The sequence below is a fragment of the Streptomyces sp. NBC_01306 genome (assembly GCF_026340465.1).
GTDB lineage: Bacteria > Actinomycetota > Actinomycetes > Streptomycetales > Streptomycetaceae > Streptomyces.
The window spans coordinates 6612119-6628439 of record NZ_JAPEPC010000001.1 but is presented as its reverse complement, the minus strand read 5'-3'; the positions used below and the strand labels follow the sequence as shown (position 1 = coordinate 6628439).

15 protein-coding genes are annotated in these 16321 nt (G+C 73.2%); 10 read left to right on the top strand and 5 right to left on the bottom strand.

Annotation, left to right across the window (positions count from 1 at the left end):
* The first annotated feature begins 15 nt into the window (after nucleotides 1–15).
* The 7 genes from OG385_RS29335 to OG385_RS29305 all read left to right on the top strand — a co-directional run bounded on the left by OG385_RS29335 (nucleotide 16) and on the right by OG385_RS29305 (nucleotide 8706).
* The gene (locus OG385_RS29335; protein WP_266859202.1) at nucleotides 16–279 is read left to right on the top strand and encodes an acyl carrier protein; all 264 of its coding nucleotides are present in this window, start codon (nucleotides 16–18) and stop codon (nucleotides 277–279) included.
* The gene (locus OG385_RS29330; protein ID WP_266859200.1) at nucleotides 276–1454 is read left to right on the top strand and encodes an acyl-CoA dehydrogenase family protein; all 1179 of its coding nucleotides are present in this window, start codon (nucleotides 276–278) and stop codon (nucleotides 1452–1454) included. The genes OG385_RS29335 and OG385_RS29330 overlap by 4 nt, the downstream gene beginning before the upstream one ends.
* Nucleotides 1447–2580: an acyl-CoA dehydrogenase family protein gene (locus tag OG385_RS29325; protein ID WP_266859199.1), complete on the top strand. Its 1134-nt coding sequence runs from the start codon at nucleotides 1447–1449 to the stop codon at nucleotides 2578–2580. Before OG385_RS29330 ends, OG385_RS29325 begins: the two co-directional genes overlap by 8 nt.
* The gene (locus OG385_RS29320) at nucleotides 2577–3269 is read left to right on the top strand and encodes a 4'-phosphopantetheinyl transferase superfamily protein (protein WP_266859198.1); all 693 of its coding nucleotides are present in this window, start codon (nucleotides 2577–2579) and stop codon (nucleotides 3267–3269) included. The genes OG385_RS29325 and OG385_RS29320 overlap by 4 nt, the downstream gene beginning before the upstream one ends.
* A 2-nt stretch (nucleotides 3270–3271) precedes the next feature.
* Nucleotides 3272–4828: an AMP-binding protein gene (locus tag OG385_RS29315; protein WP_266859197.1), complete on the top strand. Its 1557-nt coding sequence runs from the start codon at nucleotides 3272–3274 to the stop codon at nucleotides 4826–4828.
* Between the two features lie 217 nt (nucleotides 4829–5045).
* Nucleotides 5046–6173, top strand: a complete 1128-nt coding sequence (locus tag OG385_RS29310) for an NADH:flavin oxidoreductase (protein ID WP_266859196.1) — start codon at nucleotides 5046–5048, stop codon at nucleotides 6171–6173.
* A 415-nt stretch (nucleotides 6174–6588) separates the two neighbouring features.
* The gene (locus OG385_RS29305) at nucleotides 6589–8706 is read left to right on the top strand and encodes a prolyl oligopeptidase family serine peptidase (protein ID WP_266859194.1); all 2118 of its coding nucleotides are present in this window, start codon (nucleotides 6589–6591) and stop codon (nucleotides 8704–8706) included.
* Here OG385_RS29305 and OG385_RS29300 read toward each other — a convergent pair whose 3' ends face one another.
* Entirely contained in the window at nucleotides 8707–9357 is a 651-nt protein-coding gene (locus tag OG385_RS29300; protein ID WP_266859192.1) for a cysteine hydrolase, read from the bottom strand.
* A gap of 152 nt (nucleotides 9358–9509) precedes the next feature.
* On the opposite strand from OG385_RS29300, the gene OG385_RS29295 reads away from it, so the two are divergent.
* Nucleotides 9510–9971 (top strand): pyridoxamine 5'-phosphate oxidase family protein, encoded by a 462-nt coding sequence (locus OG385_RS29295; RefSeq protein WP_266859190.1) that lies wholly within the window; start codon nucleotides 9510–9512, stop codon nucleotides 9969–9971.
* Between the two features lie 65 nt (nucleotides 9972–10036).
* Here OG385_RS29295 and OG385_RS29290 read toward each other — a convergent pair whose 3' ends face one another.
* Nucleotides 10037–10966: a LysR family transcriptional regulator gene (locus OG385_RS29290; protein ID WP_266859188.1), complete on the bottom strand. Its 930-nt coding sequence runs from the start codon at nucleotides 10964–10966 to the stop codon at nucleotides 10037–10039.
* 38 nt (nucleotides 10967–11004) lie between these two features.
* On the opposite strand from OG385_RS29290, the gene OG385_RS29285 reads away from it, so the two are divergent.
* Nucleotides 11005–12042: a DMT family transporter gene (locus tag OG385_RS29285; RefSeq protein WP_266859186.1), complete on the top strand. Its 1038-nt coding sequence runs from the start codon at nucleotides 11005–11007 to the stop codon at nucleotides 12040–12042.
* 16 nt (nucleotides 12043–12058) lie between these two features.
* Here OG385_RS29285 and OG385_RS29280 read toward each other — a convergent pair whose 3' ends face one another.
* Nucleotides 12059–13390, bottom strand: coding sequence for an aminotransferase class I/II-fold pyridoxal phosphate-dependent enzyme (locus OG385_RS29280; protein WP_266859184.1), 1332 nt, complete (start codon nucleotides 13388–13390; stop codon nucleotides 12059–12061).
* 49 nt (nucleotides 13391–13439) lie between these two features.
* On the opposite strand from OG385_RS29280, the gene OG385_RS29275 reads away from it, so the two are divergent.
* Nucleotides 13440–14129, top strand: coding sequence for a pyridoxamine 5'-phosphate oxidase family protein (locus tag OG385_RS29275; RefSeq protein ID WP_266859182.1), 690 nt, complete (start codon nucleotides 13440–13442; stop codon nucleotides 14127–14129).
* 49 nt (nucleotides 14130–14178) lie between these two features.
* Here OG385_RS29275 and OG385_RS29270 read toward each other — a convergent pair whose 3' ends face one another.
* Both OG385_RS29270 and OG385_RS29265 read right to left on the bottom strand, forming a co-directional pair.
* On the bottom strand, nucleotides 14179–15141 hold the full coding sequence (locus OG385_RS29270; protein ID WP_266859180.1) for a DMT family transporter: 963 nt from the start codon (nucleotides 15139–15141) through the stop codon (nucleotides 14179–14181).
* Nucleotides 15142–15323: 182 nt separating this feature from the next.
* Nucleotides 15324–16310, bottom strand: a complete 987-nt coding sequence (locus tag OG385_RS29265) for a DMT family transporter (protein WP_266859178.1) — start codon at nucleotides 16308–16310, stop codon at nucleotides 15324–15326.
* Between the last annotated feature and the right edge of the window lie 11 nt (nucleotides 16311–16321).

Sequence of the window (16321 nt, the reverse complement as noted above, 5' to 3'; positions counted from 1 at the left end):
CCGAGAGGCTCCGCCATGGACTCCCGATTCACCGAACTGCTCCGCCCCTTCCTGAAGAACGCCGGACCCGACGTCGTCATCACCCCCGGCACGGATCTGCGCAGGCTCGGCGTCGACTCGATGCAAGCCATCGAGCTGCTGTTCTCCGTCGAGGACACCTTCGGGATATCCCTGCCCGACGAGGAGCTCAACGACACGACGTTCGCCACCGCGGGCAGCCTCTGGCACGTGATCTCCGCGCAGCTCTCCGACGGATCCGCCGGCCAGGTGGGCGCATGAGCACGGAGCCCGCGGCGAACGGCCCGCTGGACCTGACGGCCGCGCTCGCGGAGGTGACCGCGGTGACCGGCGAGCACGCGGCGCGGACCGACCGGGACGCGGAGTTCCCCGTCGAGGCCCTGGACGCCCTCCGCAGCACCGGTCTGCTCGGACTCATGGTGCCCGCCGCGCACGGCGGGCTCGGCGGCACCGTGGCGGACCTGGTGGCAGCGGCGCAGACGCTGGGGCGCAGCGACATGTCGGTGGGCATGATCTTCGCGATGCACTGCCAGCAGGCGGAGGCCATCGTCCGGTACGGCGACCGGGCGCTCCGCGACGAGCTGCTGCCGGACATCGCCAAGGGCGGGATCTATCTGGCGTCGGTGACGACCGAGGCGGGCAAGGGCGGTCATCTGCTGAGCGCTCAGGCCCAGTTGACCGGCGGCGACGGGCAGCTGGTGATCGACAGGTTCGCGCCGGTCGTGACCGGCGGCGGGTACGCCGACGGCTTCCTCATCACGATGCGCAGCCCCGGCGCCGTCACCGACAGCGATGTGTCCCTGGTGTACGCGCACCGGAGCCAGCTCGGCATCAGCGGCTCAGGGGAGTGGCAGCCGATGGGGATGCGGGCCAGCCACAGCGGCGCGCTCAAGCTGTCCGGCAGCGTGCCGGCCCGCCAAGTGGTGGGCGAGCACGGCGGGTTCCACGAGATCGCCGCCCAGGTCTTCGGTCCGCTGGCCCATCTGGGCTGGTCGGCCGTGTGGCTCGGCACGGCGGCCGGCGCCCTCTCCCGTGTCCTGCGACTGCTGCGCAGCCCGGCGGGCCGCGAACGCTTCGACCTGACGTCGGAACTCCTGCTCTCCCGGATCTCCCGGTCCCGGCAGCGTCTGGAGGCGGTGCACGCGCTGCTCACCCGGGCGCTGGGGGTGGTGGAGTCGGGCGGCGACCTCTCGGCGCCGGCACGTCAGCTGCTGCTCAACTCGCTGAAGATCACCGCTGCCGACGAGTGCCACGCGGCGGTGGACGGCCTGGTCACCGCGCTCGGGCTGCGGCACGGCTATCTCAAGGACTCCCCCACCCACCTCGAACGCGCCCTGCGGGATCTGCGTTCGGCGGCGCTGAACTACAGCAACGACCGGCTGCACCTCGCCGACGGCCGGCTGGCGCTCCGGGACCAGGGGGTGAACTTTGCCTGACACATCCCGCCAGGAGCGGCCGGGCGACCCCGACTGGACCGCGCTCGACGCGCTGCCCGCCACGGCGAGCGGCGACCGGGTCTGGGCGGCGCTGGGCCGGGGCGGTCTGACCCCCCGCGCCTACCGTGACGGCTCGGTCGGGGCCGGGGCCGATCTCGACGGTCTCGACGGGCTGCTGGCCGCCGTGGACGCCCGCTTCTCGATCGCCGCCACGCTGTCGGTGAGCGTTCAGCTCGCCACCGCGCTGCCGGTCCTCGCGGCCGGTACCGCGCCCGCGGCCCGGTCCGCCCTGAAGGAGGCGCTCGCGGGCCGGACCGCGGTCTCGCTGGCAGCGAGTGACGTCACCGCGGGGACCGATCTCACGGCGCTGCGCACCGAGGTGCGGACCGAGGACGACGCCCTGGTGGTGACGGGCGGGAAGAACTGGATCGCCAACGCCACCACCGCCGGTCACCACCTCGTCCTCGCCCGGCACCGCCCCGGGCGGCACTTCACCCACTTCACCTGGGTCCTGGTGCCGGCCGACGCACCGGGCGTGGCGGTGACCCCCGCGGACTCGGCGCTCTTCGCGGACTCGGGCGCCGGCCACCTCACCTTCGACGGTGTACGGGTCGGGCGGGACCAGGTGGTGGGCCGGGCCGGCTTCGGACTGCCGCTCTTCGCCCGCCATATCGCCACCGAGCGGCTCGCCGGCGCACAGTGGGGCGTGTCCCTGTGCCGCCGCACCCTGCGGGACACCCGGCGCCATCTGGCCGCCCGCGCGCACGGGGACGGCACCCTGTGGGACCTGGAATCCGTACGCCAGCGGTTCGCGCGCTGCCTGCTGCGGCTGCGCGAACTCCAGGCGCTGGTGGCGGAGTTCGGGGAGCCCGTGGTGTCCCGGTACGACACGACGGCAGCCGCCACGCTCAAGGCGGCCGCGGGCGCCACCGTCAGCGAGGTGCTGGCCGAATGCGGTCAGCTGTGGGGCGCGGCGGGCTTCACCACCGGCGGCATCCAGGAAGTACGCGCCCAGGCCGCGCTGTTCGGGATCGGCGGCGGTGCGAACGAGGTGGTGCTCGGCGCGCTGGCCGACGCCGCCGAGAGCATCCTGGCCGAGCCCGCGCGGCCGGACGTACTGCGGTGAACACCGTGCTGGAGGTCGCGGACCGGGTCTGGGTGGCCGAGGCCGGTGCCGACCGGACCCCGCCGAGTACCCACCGGGACGATCTGCGCCGCGCGGCCCTGCTGCCCGAGTGGCGCGCCCGTGAATTCCTCGCCGGGCGCGGGCTGCTGCGCCGGCTGATCACCGCCGTCCACCCGGCGGCCGACGGGGCCCGCATCGCTGCGGACGAGCGCGGCCGACCCCGTATCGCGGGACTGCCCGGGGTGGGGATCAGCGTGTCGCACAGCGGAGGCGCGGTCGCGGCCGGGGTCGCCGTCGGGCGCGCCGTCGGGGTGGATCTCCAGCAGCCCGCGGAATCCGTGTCGGCCCCGTTCGCCCGCCGGGTGCTGCACGGCCACGCCGACCGGGTCACCGCGCTGCCGCCGGAGCGGGCCGCCGAGGAGGTCGCCTGGGTGTGGACCGTCCAGGAGGCCTGTGTGAAGGCCAGCGGCGCGGGTGTCTCCGGCCGCCCCTGGACCATCGACGTACGTCCCGGCTCCCGGCACGGCCACTGGGGCGCGTACCGCTGGATCAGTCTGCGCGACCGGTCACAGACCCCGTTCAGCTGCGCGTTCTCCACGCGCCCCGCACCGGGCGTGTGCGGAACCGATACGTCCGGCAGCACCCCGGCATCCGGCGAGACCCCGACATCCGACAAGGACAGACCGTGAACATGCCCGCCCCACGGCACACCCTCGACGACTGGTTCGCGGCATCGGTCGCGGCCCACGGCGACCGTACGGCGCTGGAGACCGGCGACACCGAGCTGACGTACACCGAACTCTCCCTTCTCGCCGACCACTTGGCCTCGGCGCTCGTCAGTGGCGGGGACGGGGCGCCGCCGCGCAGGGTGGGGCTGCTGGCCGGGCGCAGCGTCGTCGCGTACGCGGGATACCTGGCCATCCAGCGCATCGGCGCCGCCGTGGTTCCGCTCGGTCCCGCGTTCCCCGCCGAGCGCAACGCCGGGATCGTGCGCCAGGCGTCGCTGGACAGGGTCCTCAGTGACGGAACCGCCGAGCACCCCGGCCAACTGGGCGTGCGGACAACAGAGATGACGGACGGTGAGCTGCTCCGCCGCCTGGACTCCCCCGCGCCGGAGCCGTCCGCCGCGGGGGCGGGTCCCGATGACCTCGCGTACATCATGTTCACCTCAGGGTCCACCGGGGTCCCCAAGGGCGTCCCCATCCGGCAGCGGAACATCTGCGCCTACCTCGCCCACGCCGTACCGCGCTGCGCGGCGGGCCCCGGCGACCGCTTCTCGCAGACCTTCGAGCTGACCTTCGACCCCTCCGTCTTCGACATGTACACCGCATGGGGAAGCGGCGCCGCCCTGGTCGTACCGGCCCGCGCCGATCTGCTGGCGCCGGTCCGCTTCGTCAACCGGCACGCCATCACGCACTGGAACTCCGTGCCGTCGGTCATCTCGCTCGCGAAGCGGCTGCGCGCGCTCGGCCCGGGAAGCATGCCGACGCTGCGGGCCAGCATGTTCTGCGGGGAGCCGCTGACACTCCAGCAGGCGCGGGCGTGGCAGCGGGCCGCCCCCGGCAGCTCCCTGGAGAACGCCTACGGTCCGACCGAACTGACCGTCACGTGCACCGCGTACCGGCTGCCCAACGACCCGGAACGCTGGCCGGCTCCCGCCAACGGCACCGTGCCGATCGGCACCCTGAACCCCCGGATGGAACACCGTCTGTTCGGGAGCGAGCTGTGCGTACGGGGTCCGCAGCGCTTCCCCGGCTACCTCGACCCGGACAACAACGCCGGCCGGTTCCTCGAAGCCGACGGAGCCCCGTACGATCCGGCCACCGCGCTGACCGACGCGCACTGGTACCGCACCGGCGACCGCGTCGCCCTGCTGCCGCCCGACGAAGGCGCCGGGTCGCGTGACCTGCCGCTGGTGCACATCGGGCGCAGCGACCAGCAGGTCCAGGTGCACGGGTACCGGGTCGAACTGGGCGAGGTCGAAGCGGCGTTGCGCGGTCAGCCGGGCGTGAGCGACGCGGCGGCCGTCGCGCTGGCGACCCGGGCGGGCACCGAGATCGCAGCCGCCTACACAGGGGCCGCCGACAGTGCGAACGACGTCCGCGCGGCGCTCCGCGACCGCCTCCCCGCCTATATGGTGCCCGCCGTCCTCACCCGGCTGGCCGCCCTGCCGCTGAACGGCAACGGCAAGGTCGACCGTGCGGCGCTCGGCGCCACCCTGGGCGAGGGCTCCGGCGCGCGGGGCTGACGGGGTACGGGGCTGACGGGGTACGGGCATCGGCGGAAGCATCCGGGGTCATGGACGTTGTTCCCCGGTGGCTTCGGGGCCACCGCGGAACGCCGGGTTCGCAGACGTATCCGGGGTCACAACAGAATGGCGGAATGACCGGAGCCTGTCTCCGGTTGACCCCGACGGCACACCGCGTGCCAGTTCCGGTCAGCCGTTTCCCGAGGAGCCCGTCAAAGTGACCACCACCGCCTCCGCCAGCCGTGCGGCGCAGATCCTGTCCCGGCCCGTCGTCCTGAACGGCCTGACCGTCCCCAACCGGATCGCGATGGCGCCGATGACCCGGCAGTTCTCGCCCGGCGGCATACCGGGCGATGACGTGCTCTCGTACTACGCGCGCCGGGCCGCCGCCGGTGTCGGCCTGATCGTCACCGAAGGCACCTATGTCGGACACGCGTCGGCCGGGGAGAGCGACCGCGTTCCGCGCTTCCACGGCGATGACCAGCTCGCGGGCTGGGCGAAGGTCGCGGACGCCGTGCACGCGGCGGGCGGCACGATCGTGCCGCAGCTGTGGCACATCGGTATGGCCCGCACCGCCGGGCGGCCCCCGTTCCCCGACGCCCCGGCCATGGGCCCCTCCGGCCTCCGCCTCCCCGAAGGCACCGGGGACGACGGCAAGGCCATGACGCAGCAGGACCTGGACGACGTGATCGGCGCGTTCGCGGAGGCCGCGGCCGCGGCCGAGCGCATCGGCTTCGACGGGGTCGAACTGCACGGCGCCCACGGCTACCTCATCGACCAGTTCCTGTGGCAGGGGACCAACCGGCGGACCGACGCGTACGGCGGTGACGCGGTGGCCCGCACCAGGTTCGCAGCCGAGATCGTGGCCGCGGTCCGCGCGGCGGTCTCGCCGACCTTCCCGGTGATCTTCCGCTTCTCCCAGTGGAAGATGCAGTCGTACGAGGCGAAGCTCGCCGGGACCCCCGAGGAGCTGGACGCCCTGCTGACCCCGCTGGCCGGAGCCGGGGTGGACGTCTTCCACGCCTCCACGCGCCGCTACTGGGAGCCGGAGTTCGACGGCTCCGACCTCAACCTCGCCGGCTGGACGAAGAAGCTCAGCGGCAAGCCGGTCATCACCGTCGGATCGGTCGGCCTGGACAACGAGTTCAGCAGCGCCTTCCGCGGCGAGGGCTCGCAGGTCAAGGGGATCGACAACCTTCTCGACCGCCTGGAGCGCGACGAGTTCGACCTGGTCGCCGTGGGCCGTGCGCTGCTGCACGACCCCCAGTGGGCGGCCAAGGTGCTGGAGGGGCGGTTCGGTGAGCTGGCCGCCTACGACCCGGCGGCGCTGAGCACGCTCAGCTGACCGGCACCCGGTACACCCTGCCTCCTGGCGGACCCGGTCACCTCGCCGGGCAGCCCCACTGATAGGTTTTCCGGCACACCCAGGACAGACCCGCGGCCCGGCGCGGGGAGAGCCTGCCGTTCAGGCGCCTCGCACCCGGCAGCCCGGTCCCCCAAGGCATACAGCGATAAGACGTACACACCGAGATCGTCGGCCTCGACGGTCCCCGGAAGCGCCCCTCCCACGCACCGTCGTGAGAGGGGCTGCTGTGATTTCGGCGCGATTCCGCCGGGTCGCTCCGGGGGACAGAGGGCGACGATCTTTCTCTGTTCCGGACTGTTTCCTCTGTTCTCGCCCTCTTCAGTTCCCTCCCTCTTCTGTTCCCGCCCGTTCTTTCTGTTCCTCCCGGTCACACCCACGGAAAGCACATGGAGCCATGGACATCAACGGATTCCCCCGCCAGTTCGCCAGGACCCGCCGCTTCACCCTCGGTACCCCCCGGCAGTTCACCGTCTCCCCGGACGGCGAACGCGTGCTGTTCGTACGGTCCGCGTCCGGCACCGACGCACGCGGTCTCCTCTGGATGTACGAGGACGGGCAGGAGCGTCTTCTCGCCGGTCACCCTGCGCCCTCGGGGGGCGTGACCGCGTACGCCGCCGACCGGGACGCACGGGTCGTCGCCTACGCCGCGGACGGCGAACTCTGGACCGTCCGCGCGGAGTCCGGCCCGGAGCGCCGTCCCGACAGCCCGCCGGACGCCCCGGAGCACGCGTCGGCCACCGCCGCCCCGTTCCGTATCCGCACCGCCGGACCGGTGACCGACGCCCGGCCCTCGCCGGACGGCACCCTGATCGCATACGTCACCGGCGGCGCCCTGCACGTCGTACGGACCGACGGGACAGCCGACCGGCTGCTCGCCGCGCCCGAGGACGCCGATGTCGGCTACGGTCTCGCCGACTACTGTGCGACCGCCTCCATCGGCAGGTCGCGCGGGTACTGGTGGTCCCCGGACAGCGACGCGCTGCTCGTCGCCCGGGTCGACACCTCGATGGTGCGCCGCCGCTACATCGCCGACCCCGCCGACCCGGAGAAGCCCCCCGTGGCCATCCGCTACCCGGCGGCCGGCACCCCCAACGCCGAGACCTCGCTGCTCGTGATCAGCACCGGGGGCGACCGCACCCCCCTCCCGCTGCCCCACGCGGTGCCCGAAGGGCAGACCCCGCCCGGTGCCTGGACCGCCCCCGTCTTCGAGTACCTGGTCTCCGCGTCCTGGGGAAGTGCCGGGCCCGTCGCCGTCCTCCAGACCCGGGACCAGCGCACGGTGTGGGTCGTCGCCGCCGACCCGGCGGGCGGCGGGTACGAGGTGCTGTCCCGGATGTCCGACGAGAACTGGGTGCGATTCCAGCCCGGCACACCGCCGCACACCCCCGGAGGTGTCCGGATCCTGCCCTGGGTCCGTGGCAATGTGCGCGGAATCCGGATCGGCGACGCCATCAGTCCCGAAGGCCTGTATGTGCGCGAAGTGGTGGGCTCGGTGGGCGAGCGGGTCTTCTTCACCGCGAGCGAGGAGCCGACAGAGGTCCATGTCTGGACGTACGAGGAGGGGCCCGGGTTCGTCAGGCTGACGCAGGACCCCGGTGTGCACACGGCCGCCGCCGGTGGCTCCACGCTGGTCGTCGACAGCATGACGGAGAACGGCCAGTCGGTGACGGTGCGCCGGGCCGGGCGCCCGGACGGGCGGATCGCGGTGCTCACCGAGGAGCCGCTCGTCATCCCGGCGCCGGTCCATCTCACCCTCGGCGCACGCGAGTTGCGCAGCCGCCTGCATCTGCCCTCCTGGTACGCGCCGGGGCAGGAACGGCTGCCGGTGCTGCTCAGCCCCTACGCGGGGCCCGGCCTGCAAGTGGTGACCAGGGGGCGGGGCTGGTACACCGCCGTCTGCCAGTGGTACGCCGAGCAGGGCTTCGCCGTACTGGCCACGGACGGACGCGGCACCCCCGGCCGGGGCATCGCCTGGGAGCGGGCCATCGTCGGCGACCGGCTGGGGCCGGTGCTCGACGACCAGGTCGACGCCCTGCACGCGGCAGCGGAACGGTACGACGCCCTGGATCTGGGGCGGGTGGCGATCCGGGGCTGGTCGTACAGCGGCTATCTCGCCGCCGGGGCGGTGCTGCACCGCCCGGATGTGTTCCACGCGGCGGTCGCGGGCGCCGCACCCGCGGACCGGCGGCTGTACGACAGCTACTGGGAGGAGCGCTTCCTCGGCCACCCGGACGTCCAGCCCGAGGGGTACGAACGTTCCTCGCTGCTCCCCCACGCGCACCGGCTCTCCCGGCCGCTGATGCTGGTGCACGGACTCGCCGACGACAATGTGGCGCCCGCCCATACGCTGCGCCTGTCGGCCGCACTGCTGGCCGCAGGCCGGCCGCACACCGTCCTGCCGCTGTCCGGTGCGGGGCACCTCGTCCATGCAGAAGGCGTGGCGGACCGGCTGCTGGCCCTGGAACTCGACTTCATCCAGCGGGCGTTGGCACGGACTGCCGACGCGTCCTGATCAGTCTCCCGCCGGAATCCCGGACTGCTTCCAGCTCGCGAGTACGTCGTCGGTCGTGGTGATCGTCGCCACGAGCGCGAGGGTGTTGCGGATCATCGCGGGGGTGTAGTCGGCGGGCACCCCCGCGATGGCGTCGGCCGGAACCACCACCGTGTAGCCGAGATTGACCGCGTCGAAGACGGCGTTGGGGATGGCGACATTGGCGGAGACCCCGGTGACGACCAGTGTGCGGCAGCCGATGTTGCGCAGCAGCGCGTCGACGTCCGTGCCGGCGATGGGCGAGAGTCCGTGCAGCCGCCGTACGACGAGGTCCTCGTCCGCCACCTCGACCGGCTCGGCGACCCTGACCGCCGGTGAGCCCGTGTGCTGCTGGACGGGGAGCCGGCCGGCCGCCCGGAAGAGCCGGGCGTTCCGGTTGGCGCCCCGCCCGTCGGGGCGCCGTTCCGCCACCGCGTGCACCACCTGCACCCCTGTTTCGTGTGCGCGGGCGACCAGTTGGGCGACGCGTCCCAGGGCCCCCGACGACCTTGCTTCGGCGGCCAGTTCGGGCAGGGCGCTGTCCCGGCCGACCACGCCCTCCTGGCACTCGACGGTGAGCAGCACCGCCGTGGCGGGGTCGAGCTGCTGCGCAAGCTGTTCGGACGACGGCATGGGCCCTCACCTCTCGTGGAACGCGGCCCACCGGGCAGGGCCGGGCGCGCGAGGCTAACGCCCATTGCGTCATGAAGGAAGAGACTCCATGATTTCTGACACCTGATTCCTGACACACAGTCAGATACAGCCGAAACGGCGGGAGACGCCCCATGACCGACACCCAGCGCCGAGGCCGCAGGATCATGATGACGGACGCGGAGCGCGACACCTTCCTCGGCGAGCGGCGCACCTGCCGGGTGGCCACCGTCTCGGCCGACGGCCGTCCGCACGTCGGCGCCCTCTGGTTCCTCTGGGACGGCACATCGCTCTGGCTCTACTCGCTGACCCGCAGCCGCCGCTGGTCGCAGCTGTCCCGGGACCCGCGCCTGGCCGTGGTGGTCGACGACGGCGAGGAGTACGGCGAGCTGCGCGGCGTGGAACTCTCCGGCAGCGCGGTCACGGTCGGCGAGGCGCCCCGTACGGGAGAGCCCTGCCCCGAACTCGACGCACCCGAGAAGCTGTTCGCGCGCAAGAACTTCGGGATGGACCTCATGCCGTACGACGGGCGCCACGCCTGGCTGCGGCTGACCCCGGACGCGGTGGTCTCCTGGGACTTCCGCAAACTCGGCTGACAAACCCGGCTGGGCGAACTCGGCTGACCGGTGGGCCGTTGAGCCCGCGCGCCACCCGGCCTCGCTCAGCCACCGGCTCCGTCCGGGCCAGCGCCCTCCAGACCCGTACCGGCCGCGTACAGCGCGTCGACCGCCGCCCGGATGGAGGGCCGGCGGTCGGCGTCGGCGCGCCAGATCGCGTACACATGGCGCCGCAGCGCGTCCCGTACGGTGACGACCCGCACGCCGTCCGGCACCGGGCCCCGCCCCAGCCGCGGCGCGACACCGACCCCGAGCCCGGCGGCGACCAGTGCCATCTGCGTGGGGTGCTCACCCGCGACATGGGAGATCCGCGGCTCGAACCCCTTGCCCCCCAGGGTGAACATCAGCCACTCGCGGCAGAACTCGCCCTCCGGCCAGGTGATCCACTCGTCCTGCGCGAACGCCTCCAGCTCCACCTCGGCCGCGCCGGCCAGCGGATGGTCCGCGGGCACCGCGATATCGGCGATGTCGTCGAAGAGCGCACGCTTGGCCATCCCTTCGGGCATCGCCGTGGGCTTGTTGTACCAGTCGAGCACCACGGCCACATCGAGGTCGCCGCGCACCACACCCCGGACACCGTCCTCGCCCTCCAGCTCCTGGGAGCAGACCGCCAGTTGGGGATGGCCGGCCCGCAGCGAGGCGAGCACTCCGGGGAGCAGCCCGCGGGCAGCGGTGGGGAAGGCCGAGATCCGCAGCTCCCCGACCACCCGGCCGCGCTGGGCCTCCAGATCGGACTGGGCCAGCTCCACCTGGGAGAGGATCCGGGCGGCGTGGTCGGCGAGCAGCCGCCCCGCGTCCGTGAGGCGGACCCCCCGGCCGTTCTTGGCGAGCAGCGGCTGCCCCGCCTCCCGCTCCAGCTTGGCCAGTTGCTGGGAGACGGCCGAGGTGGTCACGTGCAGCCCGTCGGCCGCTCCGCTCACCGAGCCGTGCCGGGCCACCGCGTCGAGGATGCGTAGACGCTCCAGATTCAACATGTAAGCAATGCTAAGGCAACCACTCCACGTAATCTCGCTTGTGCTACGAGATAGCGCGGTCCAGAGTGGTCCGTATGAGCACCGCGACTCCCGCCAGGACCGTGTCAGCACCGGTCATCGCACCGCCGCCCACCACCCGCCGCCCCGCTGTCGACTGGCGCATCCGCTTCGCCCTGCTCTCGCTCATCTGGGGCTTCAGCTTTCTGCTGATCAAGGTGGGCACCGGCGGCTACGCGCCGTTCCAGGTCACTTTCGGCCGCCTCTTCTTCGGCACCGCCGTGCTGGCCGCGGCGATCGCCTTCAGGCGCGAGCGACTGCCGCGCGGGGCGCGGACCTGGGGGCATCTCGCGGTCGCCGCCCTGCTGCTGAACGCGGCGCCGTTCTCGCTCTTCGCCTACGCCGAGCAGACGATCCCCTCGACGCTCGCCGGGATCTGCAACGCCACCTCCCCGCTGTGGGGCATGGCGCTCTCTCTCGTCGCGCTCTCCGAGGACCGCCCGACCCGCCGCAGGGTCGCCGGGCTCGGGGTCGGATTCCTCGGTGTCCTGACGGTGCTCGGCGTCTGGCAGGGCTTCTCCGGACTGGACTTCAGAGGCACCGCGATGGCCCTGGTGGCGTCCCTCTGCTACCCGGTCGGCTGGATCTACGTACGGCGCACCCTGGCGGGCACCGGCAGCTCCCATCTCACCCTCACCGGTTCGCAGCTCCTGGTGGCGACCGTCGAACTCGCCCTGGTCACCCCGCTGTTCACCGCGCTGCCCAGGTCCTTCCCGGTGGTGCCGCTGCTCGCCGTCGCGGCCCTCGGCGCGCTGGGCACCGGTGTCGCCCTGCTGCTGCAGTACGGCCTGGTGGCCGAGGTCGGCCCGACCACCGCCCAGATGGTCACGTACTTCATCCCGGTGATCGCCACCGCGGCGGGCGTGGCAGTGCTGGGCGAGAACATCGGGTGGAACACCCCGGTCGGCGCGGTGATCGTGCTGGCCGGCGCCGCCCTGACACAGAGCAGGCCGATGAGGCGCCGGGCCGGGCGGCGGGGCCGGTCAGCTGTGACGTCGGCCGGGGGCAGCCAGCCGTAGCGCCTGCCGGGCACGGTCAGTCGTAGCGCCTGCCCGGCGCGGGTCCGGCCGCCGACGCGACGGCGTCCGCGACCGGACCGATGTCGTCCGGGCCCAGCGTGGAGACCGTGACGCGCACCCCCGGCGGCGCGGCCATCCGGAAGCGGGCGCCGGGGGCGACGGCCCAGCCGGAGTGCAGCAGCCGCGCCACCACCCCGGTCTCGTCCGGCACCGGCACCCACACATTCATCCCGCTCCGGCCGCAGGCGTCGATGCCCCGCTCGGCCAGGGCCCTGACCAGCGACTCCCGGCGCCGCCCGTAGGACAGCGAGACCGCGGAGACATCGACGGCCCCCGAGCTCCACAGCTGGACCACCGCACTCTGGAGCAGATGGCTGACCCAGCCGGGGCCGAGCCGCTGACGGCCCAGCACCCGGTCCACGGTGACCGCGTCACCGGTCAGCACGGCGAGCCGCAGATCGGGCCCGTACGCCTTGGACACCGACCGTACGAAAGCCCAGTTGTCCGCCACCGCCGCCAGCGGGCTCAGCGGCAGATCCACGATCCCGTGCCCGTGATCGTCCTCGATCAGCAGGACGCCGGGATGGTCACGCAGGACGGTCCGCAGTACCTCGGCGCGCGCTGAACTCACTGCGGCGCCGGTGGGATTCTGCGCACGGGCGGTGACCACGAGCGCGCGCGCCCCCTCGCGCAGCACCCGTTCCACCTCTCCCGGCAGCGGCCCCTCGCCGTCGAGCCCCATCGGCACCGCGCGCAGCCCCAGCGCCGGTACGAGATCCAGCAGGGCGCCCCAGCCCGGATCCTCGATGGCGACGGAGTCACCCGGCCTGAGGTGCGCGGCCAGCACCCGTTCGATCCCGTCGAGCGAACCGGACACCACGGCGACCGGCCCCTCGGGCACGCCGTCGGCGGCGAGGGCCGCGCGCGCCAGCCGTTCGAGCTCCGGGTCGACGCCCGCCTGCCCGTAGAGCACGGCCCGCTCGTCACTGCGCGCGGCCGCGACCGCCAGAGCCCCGGCGAGCGGGGGCAGCAGGGCGCGGTCGGGATTGCCCGACGCCAGGTCCCGCACGCCGGCGGGGATGTCGGCCCTGATCGATTCACGCGCCGTGCTGGCCGGCCGGGGCCGCACCCGGCTCCCCCTGCGGCCCGCCGTCGCGATCACTCCGCGGTCGCGGAGGGTCCGGTACGCAGCGCCGACGGTGTTCGGATTGACACCCAACTGCTCCGCCAACTCCCTCAACGGCGGCAGGAGTTGCCCCGGCGCGAGCGCACCGGAGCTGACCGCCCGCTCCACGCTCGCCGCGATGTCCGTTGCACGGCGCCCTTCGATCCCATATTCTCCTAGCACAAACGAGATTATGCACTAATGCAATGGAGTACGCAACATGGAGAACGCGATGTCCGAGACCCCTCCGGCCTCTCCCCGGCAGCAGGACGCGCCCTACGTACCGACCGCGCGGACCGTGCCCACCCGCTCCCGGGAGCGGGCCTCGTACGACCGTGAACTGGTGCACTCGGTACTGGACGAGGGATACGTCTGCCACCTCGGATTCCTCCGCGACGGTGCGCCCGTCGTGCTGCCGACGCTGTACGCGCGGGTCGGCGAGCGCCTCTACATCCACGGCTCGACGGGCTCCCGCCCGCTGCGGGCGGCCGGCGACGCGGACCCCGGCATCCCGGTCTGCCTGACGGTCACCCATGTCGACGGTCTCGTCCTGGCCCGGTCCGCGTTCCACCACTCGATCAACTACCGCTCGGTGGTGGTCCACGGCACGGCCCGCCAGGTCACCGGCGCCGACGAACGGCGCACCGCTCTCGACGCGATCGTCGAGCAGGCCGTGCCCGGCCGGTCGCACGACTCACGCCCGGCGAACGCCAAGGAGCTGGCGGCAACTGCTGTGGTCCGCCTGGACCTCGACGAGGTCTCCGCCAAGGTCCGCGCCGGCGGCCCCAACGACGAGCCCGAGGACCTCAGCCTCCCGTACTGGTCGGGTGTCGTACCGCTGACCCGCGGATACGGCGCACCGGTCCCGTCGGACGACCTGGACCCCGCCATCGCCCTGCCGGACTACCTCGACCGGCACTGACCCCGCTCCGGGAAGCGTGGGCGAGACGCTGCCGCCGCCCCGGACCGGCTCAGACCGGTACCGGGCGGCGCCGCGCCGCGGCCGCCCGCATCTCCCCGTACGCGAGACCGGTTACGGCCGCGAGCAGCAGCAGCGTGCCGAGGACGGTGGCCGCGGTGAGACGCTCCCCGAGCAGGGCGACAGCGATGACCGCCGCGCTCACCGGTTCCAGCAGCATGATCACCGAGACCGTGGCGGACCGGACGACCGCGGCCCCGGTGAAGTACAGGGCGTACGCGAGCGCGGTGGGCACCGCGGCCACATAGGCCAGCAGGCCCACCACCCTGCCAAGATCGACGGTGTGCGGGAACAGCCCCTCCGCCACGGCGAGCGGCAGCAGGACGACGGTACCGACGGCGAGGGACCAGGCCGTCGTCGACAACGGGTCGCCGCCACCGCTCCGGCCGAACCACCGGGTCAGCAGGGTCATCGCCGCGTATCCGGCGGCGGAGAGCAGCGCCCAGCCGACCCCGGCGGGGCGTACGGCTCCGCTGCCACTGCCCAGGACGAGCACCACGAGTCCGCCGAGCGCACCCGCGACGGCGGTGATCCCGCCGGCGCCCAGCCGCTCCCCCAGGGTCAGCCGGGCACCGACGGCGATGAGCACGGGCCCGGCGCCGAGGGTGACGACGGTGGCCACGGCGAGCCCGGTGAGCTGGACCGCGGCGAAGTAGGCGACCTGGAAGAGCGTGAACGCCAGGCCGGTGGCAGCGGTGCGCAGAGCCGGACGCGTGCGGGGTTCGGCGGGGCGGGGCACACCGCGCGGTCGGCGGCGCACGGCCCGCACGGCGAGCAGCAGCACCAGGCCGCCGGCGCAGCGCCAGAAGGTGAGGGAGACGGGCCCGAGATCACTGGCCCGGTAGAGCAGCGAGGCCCCGGCCCCCGCGGTGCCCCAGGCCGCTCCGGCCACGGACAGATAGATGAGACTCCGGCGGACGGACAGCCCGGCGGCAGGGTTCGGCGTATGCGTCATGTACGTGCTCCATGAGGGAAGACTGAGAAAGGGCGGTCGCTGAACTCCGTGCGCGGGCAGCGACGAGCCGCTCGGGAACAACCCGAGCCCGGTCTCCGTCAGTGGATGCGGCCGCCCGCGCTATGCAGCGGGGGGCGGCAGTACGGTGAGATGCATGGCCAAACCCTAGCCGAAGGCCTCGTTCACGGGTTCGCGCTCCGCTCCGCTGCGGGCAACTCGGCCCCCACGGCGGGAGTTGCGCCCGCCACCGGGCCCGAAGGGGGCTTCGGCGCCGAGGACTGGGCGACGAACGCACCGATCAGCACCACCGCCCCGCCCGCGATCTGCGGCGCGGAGAGATGTTCCCCGAGCAGCACCCAGGCGAGCACGGTCGCGATGACCGCTTCGAGACAGGCGACCACCCCGGCCACCTGCGGGGAGAGCCTGCGGATCGAGACCACGCCGAAGACATACGCGACGACGGTGGCGATCAGCACGATCCAGCCGAGCAGCAGCCAGGCGGGCACCCGCGTCCCGTTCATGTCCGCCTGACTCGCGAGCAGTGACCAGTGCATCCGCCACGGGCGGGCGACCACCGTCAACAGGGCCGTGCCGACGAGGAGTCCGTACGCGATGACGCCCAGCGGGTCGGTCCGGTCGTCGCCGTCGCCGCCGTGGTCCGACAGGACGAAGTAGCCGACCTGGCAGCAGGCGGCGCCCAGCGCGAGCAGCAGCCCGATCGCGTCGAAGCTCAGCCCGGACCAGACCTCGACCACACAGGCGAGCCCCCCGGCCGCGAGCACCACCCCGAGGGCGGCGGCGCGCGTCACCGGCCTGCGCTGCACGAACCGGACCCAGCCCAGGACGAGCGCGGGCGCCAGGTACTCGACCAGCAGGGCGACACCGACCGGGATACGGGAGAGGGCCGCAAAGTAGCAGGCCTGGACGCCCGCGACGGCGAGCAGTCCGAAGCCGATGAGCAGCGCGGGCCTGCGCCGTACGAGGTCGCGGTGGCGCCAGGCGACGGGCAGCATCACCAGGGCGGCCCCGGCCACCCGGAGCCAGACCACTTGCAGCGGGTCGAGACCCGCCTCGATCAGCGGCTTGGCCGCGACACCCGATCCACCGAACGCGAAGGCCGACACCAGGGCGAGTCCCAGGCCGACGCTCTTTCCCCGAGACGCACGCATCGGCACATCAT